At 62.6% G+C, this 11464-nt stretch carries 9 protein-coding genes; 5 read left to right on the forward strand and 4 right to left on the reverse strand.

All coding sequences use genetic code 11. The features are described 5' to 3' along the window. The first annotated feature begins 70 nt into the window (after nucleotides 1–70). Nucleotides 71–1501, forward strand: a complete 1431-nt coding sequence (locus OCT39_RS11070) for a phosphomannomutase (RefSeq protein ID WP_263584528.1) — start codon at nucleotides 71–73, stop codon at nucleotides 1499–1501. A 74-nt stretch (nucleotides 1502–1575) separates the two neighbouring features. Then, nucleotides 1576–2745 (forward strand): nucleotide sugar dehydrogenase, encoded by a 1170-nt coding sequence (locus OCT39_RS11075; RefSeq protein ID WP_263584529.1) that lies wholly within the window; start codon nucleotides 1576–1578, stop codon nucleotides 2743–2745. Between the two features lie 89 nt (nucleotides 2746–2834). Here OCT39_RS11075 and glyA read toward each other — a convergent pair whose 3' ends face one another. The 3 genes from glyA to OCT39_RS11090 all read right to left on the reverse strand — a co-directional run bounded on the left by glyA (nucleotide 2835) and on the right by OCT39_RS11090 (nucleotide 7603). After that, nucleotides 2835–4100: a serine hydroxymethyltransferase gene (glyA, locus tag OCT39_RS11080; protein WP_263584530.1), complete on the reverse strand. Its 1266-nt coding sequence runs from the start codon at nucleotides 4098–4100 to the stop codon at nucleotides 2835–2837. Between the two features lie 118 nt (nucleotides 4101–4218). After that, nucleotides 4219–6795 carry an ABC transporter permease gene (locus OCT39_RS11085; protein ID WP_263584531.1) on the reverse strand — a complete coding sequence of 859 codons (2577 nt, stop codon included), beginning with the start codon at nucleotides 6793–6795 and terminating at the stop codon, nucleotides 4219–4221. After that, nucleotides 6788–7603: an ABC transporter ATP-binding protein gene (locus tag OCT39_RS11090; RefSeq protein ID WP_263584532.1), complete on the reverse strand. Its 816-nt coding sequence runs from the start codon at nucleotides 7601–7603 to the stop codon at nucleotides 6788–6790. The genes OCT39_RS11085 and OCT39_RS11090 overlap by 8 nt, the downstream gene beginning before the upstream one ends. On the opposite strand from OCT39_RS11090, the gene OCT39_RS11095 reads away from it, so the two are divergent. The 3 genes from OCT39_RS11095 (at nucleotide 7602) to OCT39_RS11105 (ending at nucleotide 11100) form a co-directional block, all read left to right on the forward strand. Further along, nucleotides 7602–8258, forward strand: a complete 657-nt coding sequence (locus tag OCT39_RS11095) for an arylesterase (RefSeq protein ID WP_263584533.1) — start codon at nucleotides 7602–7604, stop codon at nucleotides 8256–8258. The genes OCT39_RS11090 and OCT39_RS11095 overlap by 2 nt on opposite strands. A 141-nt stretch (nucleotides 8259–8399) precedes the next feature. Continuing rightward, entirely contained in the window at nucleotides 8400–9104 is a 705-nt protein-coding gene (locus OCT39_RS11100) for a transglutaminase-like cysteine peptidase (protein ID WP_263584534.1), read from the forward strand. 94 nt (nucleotides 9105–9198) lie between these two features. Further along, the gene (locus OCT39_RS11105) at nucleotides 9199–11100 is read left to right on the forward strand and encodes an EAL domain-containing protein (protein WP_263584535.1); all 1902 of its coding nucleotides are present in this window, start codon (nucleotides 9199–9201) and stop codon (nucleotides 11098–11100) included. 25 nt (nucleotides 11101–11125) lie between these two features. Here OCT39_RS11105 and OCT39_RS11110 read toward each other — a convergent pair whose 3' ends face one another. Then, the gene (locus OCT39_RS11110) at nucleotides 11126–11449 is read right to left on the reverse strand and encodes a tryptophan synthase subunit beta like protein (RefSeq protein WP_263584536.1); all 324 of its coding nucleotides are present in this window, start codon (nucleotides 11447–11449) and stop codon (nucleotides 11126–11128) included. Nucleotides 11450–11464: the final 15 nt, after the last annotated feature.

The raw sequence follows: 11464 nt of genomic DNA on the forward strand, positions 1-11464 counted from the left end.
CCGGTCAAGGTAATGCTAAACTCGCTCGCACACGCAAGGCACCATCCTCTACCTTCCCGGGAGTCCTACATTGACCACGCGCCCCCTCACATCGGACATCATCGCGCAAAGCGGCATTGGCTTCGGTACGAGCGGCGCCCGGGGGCCAGCCGAGCAGTTCACCGATGACGTCTGTGCCGCGTTTACGACGGCCTTCGTTTTCGCCATGCGCCAGTCGTTCACGTTCGAGCGTATCGCCATCGGCATGGACCGCCGACCCAGTAGCCCGGCCATGGCCGCCGCCTGTACGAGTGCGGCCAGGGCAATGGGCCTTGGCGTCGACGACTACGGCATACTGCCAACCCCGGCGTTGGCGCTGCAGGCGATGAAACACGGCGTGCCTTGCCTCATGATTTCCGGCAGCCATATTCCGTTTGATCGCAACGGCATCAAGTTCTATCGCCCGGACGGCGAAATCACCAAGGCCGACGAGGCCGCTATTTTATCGGCGAAGGCTGAACTGCCCTTTTTTTCGGCGCCTGCCCGCGAAGCGTTTTCTGACGCGGCGAACGAAGCCTACGCCGAGCGCTATACCCGCTGGTTCGTCGATCAGCCGCTCAAGGGGTGGCGGGTGGGGCTTTATCAACACTCCGCTGCCGGGCGCGATTTGAGCGCCTATATTCTCGATGCCCTGGGCGCCGATGTGGTCGTACTGGGTCGCACCGATGCGTTCGTGCCGGTCGATACCGAAGCCGTCAGTGCCGATGACCAGGCCAGGGGGCGCGCCTGGACGCAGCGGCACGGCCTCAACGCGCTGCTATCCACCGACGGTGACGCCGACCGCCCGCTTTTGGGCGATGAAACCGGCACCTGGCTTCGAGGCGATATCGTGGGGCTTTTGTGCGCAAGAGCGTTGGGTATCGAGGCGCTGGCGGTACCGATCAGTTGCAATACCGCCATCGAGGCGTGTGGGGCGTTCAAAAAAGTGGTGCGCACGCGCATTGGCTCGCCGTTTGTGCTCGAAGGCATGGCATCGCTTTCGAGCACGTTTTCAAGCGTTGCCGGGTTCGAGGCCAACGGCGGCTTTTTGCTTCACACCCCGCTGCAAAAAGAGGGCCGCACGCTGGCCGCCCTATCCACTCGCGACGCGCTGCTACCGGCGCTTACGCTGATGGTGGAAGCCGCCCGGAAAGGCCAAACACTGTCGGCGCTCAATAAAGCGCTACCCGAGCGCTATACCGCCAGCGACCGGCTCAAGGCGTTTCCCGTGGAAAAAAGCCGGGCGCTATTGGAGCAGTGGTCTGACTCGCCGCAAAAGCTTCAAAGCGCGCTCGGGCTTATAGAGGACATTGCCGCTATAGATACGACCGATGGCTTGAGGGTGACGTTTACAAACGACGAGATCGTCCATTTGCGCCCTTCCGGCAACGCACCGGAGCTTCGCTGCTACGGTGAGGCGGGCTCGGCCGCCCGGGCCGAGCAGTTGGTTCAGCAGAGTTTAAAAGCGCTGGGCACGCTGTAGCGCTCATTAATGGCTTTGCAAGAAACGGCTGTTAAAGTAGCCCCTACCATGGGCAGGGTTCGGGGAGTTTGGGTATGAAAATCGCGGTGGCGGGAACGGGGTATGTCGGGCTATCCAACGCGATGCTGTTGGCTCAGCATCACGCTGTCACGGCGCTCGATATTCGACCCGATAAAGTCGAGCTGTTGAACCAGCGCATCTCCCCGATCGAGGACGCTGATATTACGGCGTTTCTCGCCCGCGATGACCTTCAGTTCAGCGCGACACTGGCGCCGGAAGTCGCCTATCAAGACGCCGACTATGTCATTATCGCCACGCCGACCGACTATGACCCTCACACCAACACCTTCGATACGACGAGCGTCGAGTCCGTGATTCGACAGGTGATCAAGATCAACCCGCACGCGGTGATGGTGATCAAATCGACGGTTCCCGTGGGCTATACCGCCAACGCGCGCGAACGTTTCAACACCGACAACCTGATTTTTTCACCGGAATTTCTGCGTGAAGGCAAGGCGCTTTACGACAACCTTCACCCCTCGCGCATCGTGGTCGGTGAGCGCACCCCCCGCGCCCACGCGTTTGCCGAGCTGCTATCGCAAGGGGCCATCAAGCGGGATATTCCCACGCTTTTCACCAACAGCACCGAAGCCGAAGCGATCAAGCTCTTCGCCAATACCTACCTGGCCATGCGCGTTGCCTATTTCAACGAGCTGGATACCTACGCCGAAACCCACGAGCTCGACACGCGCCAAATCATCGAGGGTGTGGGGCTGGACCCGCGTATCGGCAAGCACTACAACAACCCGAGTTTCGGCTACGGCGGCTACTGCCTGCCCAAGGATACCCAGCAGCTGCTGGCGAACTATCAAAACGTGCCCAGCAACATGATGCAGGCGATCGTGGATGCCAACCGTACCCGCAAGGACTTCATCGCCGAGTGCATCTTCAAGCGAAAGCCCCAGGTCGTGGGCATCTACCGGCTGATCATGAAAGCCGGCTCCGACAACTTTCGCGCCAGCGCCATGCAGGGTGTGATGAAGCGGATCAAGGCCCGAGGCATCAAGGTGGTGGTGTACGAGCCGATTCTGGAGGAAAGCGCCTTTTTCAACTCGGCGGTCATTCGCGACCTGGCGGCCTTTAAATCGCTGTGCGATGTGGTGGTCGCCAACCGCATGACCGAGGAGCTGCGCGACATCGAAGAGAAGGTGTTTACGCGCGACCTTTTCGGCAGCGATTCATGAACGCTTCCTTCCTGTAGGTCTTTTACACTTCACAACAAAATGGGCGCCCGAAGGCGCCCACTGTTTGACCGGTCTGGTGTTGCAGGCGCTTATTTATAAACCGGAAGCTTCGCGCAGACCTTCGCCACTTTCCCGGCGATCTCTTGCTCGACGGCGGTAGTGTCGTCGCCGCTAGCGAGCACGTCGAGCAGATCACAGATCCAGCCGGCAAGCTCGGTGCACTCCTCTTCGCCGAAGCCGCGGGTAGTCACCGCGGGAGTGCCGATGCGCAGGCCCGAGGTAACGAACGGGCTTTGCGGGTCGTTGGGCACGGCGTTCTTGTTGACGGTAATGTGCGCGCGGCCCAGCGCGGCGTCGGCATCCTTGCCGGTCACGCCCTGCTTGACCAGCGAGAGCAGGAACAGGTGATCTTCGGTGCCGCCGGAGACGATATCGAAGCCACGGTCGATGAACACCTTGGCCATGGCCTGGGCGTTCTTGACCACCTGCTGCTGGTAGGTCTTGAACTCCGGCGCCATCGCTTCCTTGAAGCAGATCGCCTTGGCGGCGATGACGTGCATGAGCGGGCCACCCTGACCGCCGGGGAAGACGGCGGACTGCAGCTTCTTCTCGATCTCGGCGTCGTTTTCAGCGGATAGAATCACGCCGCTGCGCGGGCCGCGCAGGGTCTTGTGCGTGGTGGACGTCACCACGTGGGCGTGGGGCAGCGGGCTTGGGTAGACGCCCGCGGCGACCAGGCCAGCCACATGGGCCATATCGACCAGCAAATAGGCGCCCACTTCGTCGGCGATTTCACGGAATTTCGCCCAGTCGATGATCTGCGAGTAGGCGGAGAAACCGGCGATGATCATTTTCGGCTGGTGCTCACGGGCAAGCTCGGCGACCTGATCATAGTCGATCAGGCCTTGGTCGTTCAGGCCGTACTGAACGGCGTTGTAGTGCTTGCCGGAGAAGCTGGGCTTGGCGCCGTGGGTCAGGTGGCCCCCGGCATCCAGGCTCATGCCGAGGATGGTGTCGCCGGGGGTGACCAGCGCCTGAAAGACGGCGCTGTTGGCCTGGGAGCCGGAGTGAGGCTGTACGTTAACGTAGGTGGCGCCGAACAGCTCCTTGGCGTAGTCGATCGCCATGTTTTCCGCGATATCCACGAACTCGCAGCCGCCGTAGTAGCGCTTGCCCGGGTAGCCTTCCGCGTACTTGTTGGTCAACTGGCTGCCCTGGGCCTCGAGCACGCGCGGGCTGGCGTAATTTTCGGAGGCGATCAGTTCGATGTGATCTTCCTGACGCGCCACTTCCTTTTGCATGGCATCAAATAGCGCATCATCGAATCCGGCAATGGTCATATCGCGGCTGAACATGGGGCAAACCTCGTAGGCTAGGGCATCGAAAAAAGCAAGGCGGCCATGATACCTCAGCCGGAGGCGACTTTCATCGCATCCGGCTCAGCCGCACCATGAGCCGGATTCATCAAGCGTGCTAGGCCTCCCCGATCAGCCCCAGACTTGCCGCCGGCGCCTGACGACGCAGGCTGTGCGACAGCGCGTGGCCGATCAGGCCAATCAGGGCGGCACCGCCCAGCGGCAGAACCAGCCACAGCGTCAGGTGCAGCCGCGGGGTCAAATCGAGCCAGAAAAGATAGAGCGCCGCGCTGGCTATCTCGGCCAAAAAGGCGCCCATGAGCCCGCTTGCCAGCCCCAGCAGCGCGTACTCGGCGCCCTGTACGCGGGAAATCATCGCGTTGCCCGCGCCGAACACGCGCAAAAGCCCGCTTTCGTGGGCCCGCACCGGGCGGCTGGCGGTGAGCGCGGCGTACAGCACGCTGACGCCGGCCAGCAGCACCAATAGAAGAATCAGCTCGACCGCGCGGGTGACCTGCCCCAACACTTCGCGCACCTGCCCCAGAATCGCATCGACGTTTAGAAGCGAGACGCCGGGGAAGCCACGCACCAGCTGCGTGATCAGATCCTGCTCGCGCTCAGGAAGATAAAACGCGGTGATGTAGCTGTGGCCAAAGCTCTCCAGCACGCCGGGCGGAAAGATGACGAAGAAGTTGGGCTTGAAGCTATCCCAGTTGAGGCTTCGAAGGCTTTCGATGCGGGTGTCGATCGTCTCGCCGCCAATGGAGAAGGCCAGCGTATCGCCAAGCGTAAGCCCTAGCCGCTCGGCCAAGCCCTGCTCGACGGAAATCGGCACGGCGGTGCCCGGCACGGCGGCGCTGGCTGGCCTGGCGTCCACTTCGTTCATGAATCCCTGGGGTTCGCTTGTTTGGCCGTCGAACCACTGGCCGGCGACTACCTCGTTGCCTTCGGGAAGCGTTGCCTGCCAGGTCAAATTGAGTTCGCGGCGCAGCGCGCCATCGCCGCGGGCCTCGACGGGCACAAACTCCCGTGGGGGAGCGCCGTTGATCGCCGTGATACGCCCGCGCACCATGGGGTAAAGCGCGCTTTGGGTATCCACCCGGGGCGTGATGGCGGCGTCGAAGGCGTCTCGCTCGCTCGGTTGAATGTTGATCGCAAAGTAGTTGGGCGTTTCATCCGGCAGCTGATCCTGCCAGGTCGTGAGCAGGTCGCCACGCACCAGGGCGATCATCGCCATGGCAAAAAACGTGACGGAAAACGCCAGCAGCTGGCCCATGCCCGCCTGTTTACGCCGAGCGAGCTGGCGGCCGCCGAGTCGAAATGCCTGGCTCCAGGGCGTGGCGCCGGAGAGCTTCGCAACTGCTTTCAACACCAGGCTGAGCACCAGGGCGCTGGCCGCCCACAGCGCGCCCAGCAGCGCCCCACCGCCGAGCAGCAACCCGGCCGCCAGCGGCAGACTTCCGGAATAAAGCCACAAAAGCCCGCCAAACACCGCACCGGCCACACCCACCACGAGCCAGGCCGCTGGCGGCAGCGGGTCGAGCTCGCGGCGCAGCACTTTCAGGGCGCTGACCTGCTTGATGCGTAAAAGCGCTGGCCCGGCAAATCCGACCAGCACGGCCAGCGCGGTCAGCACGCCAAGGCCCAGCGGCATCACCCCGGGCGCGGGCAGCGTCAGTGGGAGAAACTGCGCCAGTAGCCACAGAAGCACCGCCTGCCCCAACAGGCCGAGCAGCGCACCGAGCAGTGAGGCGATCAGCGCAAGGCCCACGAGCTGGAGGGCGAAAATGGTGACCAGCTGTGCCTGGCTTGCGCCGAAGCAGCGCAGAAGCGCAGCGGTATCCAGGTGACGCTCGACGTAGCGCCGGGTCGACATGGCGACCGCGACCCCGGCCAACAGCACGGCGACCAGCCCTGCCAGCCCCAGATAGCTTTCTGCCCGAGAGAGCGCGTTGCCCAGCTGCGGGCGGTCGACTCGCACATCGCGTACTTCGACCCCCGCTTCTCGAAGCTCGTCCAGCAGCGGCTGAACGCGTTCGAGCGCGGCGGGCGGGCCTGCGGCCAGCAGTTCGAACTCGATGCGCGAGCCCGGCTGGAGCAGGTTGGTCGCCTCAAGATCCTGGGTGTTGAGCATCAGCCGCGGGTTGAAGCTGCTAAAGCCGGCGGACTGGTCAGCCTCGCGCTCGACGATACCGGTCACGGCAAGCGAAAGCTCACCGACCTGAACACGATCGCCCAATTCAAGCGCGAGCAGCTCAAAGAGCCGCGGGTCGACCCAGGCCTCGCCGGCGGCGGGGCCGGCCGGTACTTCTTCGGTGCCGTTGCCGCGGTCCACCCGCGTGGCGCCGTAGTGCGGGTAGATGTCGTCGACCGCCTTGAGGCTGGCGGGCTGAAACCGCTCCCCCTGGCTGATCATCGATACCAGATCGACCTGATCGCTGAGCGAAAAGCCCGCTCGTTCGAGGGTTTCGCGCAGCGCATCATCGAAGGGTTCGCGCTGCTCGAGCACCAGATCACCGCCCATCATCTGGCCCGCCTGGCGCTCCAGGCCGCGCTCCAGTCGATCCAGGAAAAACGCGATCATGGTGGACGCCGCGACGGCCAGTACCAGCGCGATAAAGAGCGCGCGCACGTCCGAGGCGCGCAGATCGCGTTTGAGACTGCGCGCGGCCAGACGCCAGTTAACGCTACTCATCGCCACCGCCTGACAAGGCCTGCTCGGGCTCGAAAGCCGTCAGCCGCCCGCTTTCCAGGCGCAGGCAGCGGTCGCAGCGCCGCGCCAGGGCGTAATCGTGAGTAACGAGAATCAGCGTGGTATGCGCCTGGCGGTTCAAGCTGAACAGCAGATCGATCACCTGGGCGCCGGTTTCCGGGTCCAGGTTGCCGGTGGGCTCGTCGGCGAAGACCAGCTCCGGGTCGGTGACGAACGCGCGCGCGATGGCCACGCGCTGCTGCTCGCCGCCGGAGAGCTGCTTGGGCAGGTGCGCGACGCGCTCGGTCAGCCCTACCCGCTCAAGCCAAGCGTGCGCTGCCTGGGTTTCTCCGGCGCGAATCGATAGCTCCAGCGGCAGCAGCACGTTTTCAAGGGCGCTGAGCGTGGGCAGAAGCTGAAAGTTTTGAAATACGAAGCCCACGCGCCCGGCGCGAAGCGATGCACGGCCATCCTCGTCCAAACGGCTCAAGGGGTGGCCGAACAGATTCAGTTCGCCGTCGCTGGGCGTGTCGAGCCCGGCCAGGATGCCCAGAAGCGTCGATTTTCCGGCACCGCTTTTACCCAGAATCGCCACCGTTTCGCCCTGTGCCACGCACAGCGAGAGATCCTTTAGAATGGTCAGCGCCCGCTCGCCGCTTTTCACCTGTTTGCAAAGGTTCTCGGCGAGCAGCACCGGCGGCCCCTGATGCGTATCGCGGGCGTGTGCCTTGGCCGTCTCATCGGTTAAGCTTGAACGCTCGACGTCCGGTTGAGCGGCGTTAGTCGAATCCTTGTCAGAGGAGTAGGACATGAAGCGTGGCATCCCTTTTATGTGGCATCGGCTTGCCTGCATGGTAACCGCCGGGCTGGTCGCACTGATAGTGCTCTTTCAATCAGGCCTTGCCAATGCCGAGTCGCGCCCGACGCTGCTGGTGATGGGAGATAGCCTGAGCGCGGCCTACGGCATCGAGCAGGACCAGGGCTGGGTGCGCCTCCTCGAGCGCCGCCTTGACGATCAGGCGCAGGTCGTGAACGCCAGTATTAGCGGTGAGACCACCGGTGGAGGCCTTGAGCGTTTCGAAAGCGTTCTTGATCAGCATGCCCCGGATATCGTGCTGCTGGAACTGGGCGGCAACGACGGCCTGCGCGGGCTTCCCCCGGCGCAGATGCGCGAAAACCTGGCCGGCATGATCGAGCAAAGCCAGTCCGCTGATGCCGAGGTGCTGCTACTGGGCATCGATATTCCGCCCAATTACGGCCAAGCCTATCGCGATGCCTTCACCGGCGTGTATCGCACGCTTGCCGACGAGTACGACGTGGCGCTACTCCCCTTCTTGCTGGAGGGCATTGCGCTGGATCGCGCGTTGATGCAAAGCGACGGCATTCACCCGACCGCCGAGGCCCAGCCGCTCATTCTGGAGAACGTATGGCCAATGGTCGAGCCGCTGCTGGAGCAGGCGCATTAGCAAGCGCCCTAGCGCTTTGGATGTAACCCACCATTCCCTATTAAAAACCTGCCGCTTTTCGTCATTTTTATGATGAGTTATATAGCACTGACGCACGCCAGCTTGTAGTCTTAAGCTTCATTTGGCCATGGCTGGACGTCTATGCCTCGGTGCTCTTCCTCTACCCCTGCGGGTCTCACCCGGCGAACGTTTCTCGCGTCCGCCGGGCTTCTGGCGCTGGGCGCGGGGCTTGGTCTGTACCCCTTTCAGGCATCGGCGTTCGACCCGACGCGGCTGCGTGAGCGCATGAGCTCGATGTACGGCCAGGCAGGGCTCAACGTGCTCGAGGGGTGGTTCGCGCTTTTACAGCGCGCTGCGGGGCAGGATATTCAAACCCAGCTTCGTGAGGTGAACGACTTCTTCAACCGCAACGTTCGCTGGGTCGACGATATCGTCGTGTGGGGGCAGGAGGATTACTGGGCCACGCCGCTCGAGGCCATGGGCAAGGGCCAGGGCGACTGCGAGGACTACGCGATCGCCAAGTACATCACGCTCAAGCAGCTCGGAGTTCCCGGCGAGCGCCTGCGCATGATTTACGTACGCGCCCGCATTGGCCGCAGCAGTATTACCCAAGCGCACATGGTGCTGGGTTACTATGATACCCCGAGCGCCGTGCCGCTGGTGCTCGACAACATGGCGCCCTCGATTTCGCCCGCCTCGCAGCGTACCGATCTCGATCCGGTGTTCAGTTTCAATAGCGAAGGGCTTTGGGCCGGCGGCTCATCGCAGTCGCGCGCGGATCCATTGGCGCGCCTGTCGCGCTGGCGCAGCGTACTGGAACGTATGCAATCTCAAGGCTTTCTCTAGAGACCTCGAAGAAAGGTTTTTACAAGCGCTTTTAATAAAGAGCTTTTAATAAAGAGCTTTTAACAAAAAGTTTTCAACAAAAGGACGTGCCGTTATGTCGCTTATCAAACAGCTTTGGCTGGCCATCATCGGGCTGTTGCTGCTCTCCTTTGTTGGAAGCCTTGTGATCAGCATCACCACCAGTCGCGCTTACATCGAGCAGGAAATCAGCATCAAGAACGAGGATAACGCCACGGCGCTGGCGCTCTCCATGACGCAGCTCGACAAGGACCTGGTCATTCTCGAGCTTTTGATCTCGGCGCAGTTCGACACCGGCTACTATCAGCAGATCGTACTGCGCGACACCGATGGCAGCGTACTGGTCGAGCGCGTGGCGAGTGAGTACCAGGGCCACGTGCCCGGCTGGTTTCGCCACCTGATCGACTTCGACATTCCGCCGGGCACGGCCACCATTCAGGAAGGCTGGCAGCAGTTCGGTACGCTGACCCTTCAGAGTCAGTACAGCTTTGCTTACCGGGCCCTGTGGCGAAGCTTCATGGAGCTGACGGCCTGGTTCATCGCGGCAGGGATCGCAAGCCTCGCGCTGGCAGCGGTGATCGTCAGTACCATCAAGCGCCCGCTCAATCGCGTGGTGGAGCAAGCGCGTAATATCAGCGCGCGGCGCTTTACCACCATCAAGGAGCCGCGCACCCGGGAGCTTCGCGAGGTAGCCCGGGCCATGAACGTGCTCTCTCACAACGTGCGCCAGATGTTGACCCACGAAAGTCAGAAACTCGATGAGCTGCGCCGCGACCTGCAGCATGACGCGTTGACCGGCGCGCTCAATCGCGGTGCCTTCATGACCCGACTGGCGGCGCTTCTGGACAGCGACGATGCACGGGCGACGGGGCTCATGGCGATCGTTCGCGTGGAGGATCTGGTGGGGCTGAACGACCGCCTCGGCCACGACGCCACGGATAACCTGCTGAAGGGGTTGGTGGAGCAGCTGACTACACTCGATACCACCTCGGAAGAGACGCTGATCGGCCGGCTCAACGGCAGCGATTTCATGCTGGTGGTACCGCTTGAAACCGACATCGAGGAGTTCAGCGCTCGCTTGAAACATGCGCTTGCAACGCTCGCCCCGGCGAGCGAGCTGCGACTGCCAACGGCGATTACCAGCTACGCGCCGGGAGATGAGCGCAGCGACCTGATGGCCACGCTCGACACGGCCCTGGCAGAGGCAGAAAGCGCTCAGGGCAGCTTGCCAGTTGTGGTGCGCGAACGCGAGCGTCAGCCGCTTTTTGCCACGCACGCGGCGTGGCGTACGGCGCTGGATACGGCGCTATTGCAGGGCCCGGAGCTTGGGCGTTTCCCGGTACTGAACGCCCAGCAGCACGTTCTACATTACGAAAGCCCGGCCCGGCTGCAGCTGGCCGAGCAGTGGCAAAGCGCGGGAGTTTTCATTCCCTGGCTTGCGCGTTTTAACCTGGAGCCGTCGCTGGATATGGCCGTCATCAAACAGGCGCTGGAGCAGCTTCGCCAAAACCCGAAGCAGTGGCTGGGCATCAACCTGTCGATCGCGGCCATCAGCGACGCCCGTTTCGTCACCGGGCTGCGCACCCTGCTGGAGAAAAACGCCACGCTGGCGTCCAGGCTTTGCTTCGAAATTCCGGCGACCCTCGATTCCCGGGCGCTGGCGAGTATGCGCGGTTTCTGCGCCGCGCTCAGACATCTCGACTGTCAGTTCGGTATCGAGCACGTGGGGGCCGAGTTCAACAAGCTTGCCGAGCTACACGACGTGGGGCTTACCTACCTGAAGGTGGATGCCAGCCTGGTGCGCGACATTCACGCCTCCGCCGAGCAGCAAAGCATACTGCGCGGGCTGACCACGCTCTGCCACTCGCTGGGGCTGTTGGTCATCGCCGAAGGCGTAAAATCCGAAGAGGAGCTGGCCCAGCTGTTCCGCATGGGCATCGACGGCGTGACCGGCCCGGCGATACGCACGCCAAACTGACCCGGCCGCCGCCATGGCGGCGGTATCAGATGATACCGCCGTCCTCGCCAATCAAATTGACGTTGTTCTTGGCGCGCAGCGATTTACGCTGCATCACCTTGTTCTGCGCCGCCTGGGGCAGGTCGGTGAACGAAATCACCCCCTTGTCCAGCAGCACCTCCATCAAGTCTTCCACTACCCGCACGAAAGCCAGATCCGAAGCAAGAAAGTTCGCTTTCGAGCCCGGCTCATTGGCCAGAAACGCCAGCACCTGCGGGTCGTCTGCGCTCACCTGCTCGGAAGATTCGCTGGTCGCCTCCTTACTTAGCGTCACGATGTCGCCGTCGGCATTGCGTTTGATATAGAACATGGCAACCCCCTTCTC

It is taken from the genome of Halomonas sp. GD1P12, from assembly GCF_025725645.1.
GTDB lineage: Bacteria > Pseudomonadota > Gammaproteobacteria > Pseudomonadales > Halomonadaceae > Vreelandella.

Excerpts from the sequence above, each read along its gene's own strand:
- OCT39_RS11075 (WP_263584529.1), top strand. The coding sequence starts at position 1,576 with ATGAAAATCGCGGTGGCGGGAACGGGGTATGTCGGGCTATCCAACGCG.
- glyA (WP_263584530.1), bottom strand. The coding sequence starts at position 4,100 with ATGTTCAGCCGCGATATGACCATTGCCGGATTCGATGATGCGCTATTT.
- OCT39_RS11085 (WP_263584531.1), bottom strand. The coding sequence starts at position 6,795 with ATGAGTAGCGTTAACTGGCGTCTGGCCGCGCGCAGTCTCAAACGCGAT.
- OCT39_RS11095 (WP_263584533.1), top strand. The coding sequence starts at position 7,602 with ATGAAGCGTGGCATCCCTTTTATGTGGCATCGGCTTGCCTGCATGGTA.
- OCT39_RS11090 (WP_263584532.1), bottom strand. The coding sequence starts at position 7,603 with ATGTCCTACTCCTCTGACAAGGATTCGACTAACGCCGCTCAACCGGAC.
- OCT39_RS11100 (WP_263584534.1), top strand. The coding sequence starts at position 8,400 with ATGCCTCGGTGCTCTTCCTCTACCCCTGCGGGTCTCACCCGGCGAACG.
- OCT39_RS11105 (WP_263584535.1), top strand. The coding sequence starts at position 9,199 with ATGTCGCTTATCAAACAGCTTTGGCTGGCCATCATCGGGCTGTTGCTG.
- OCT39_RS11110 (WP_263584536.1), bottom strand. The coding sequence starts at position 11,449 with ATGTTCTATATCAAACGCAATGCCGACGGCGACATCGTGACGCTAAGT.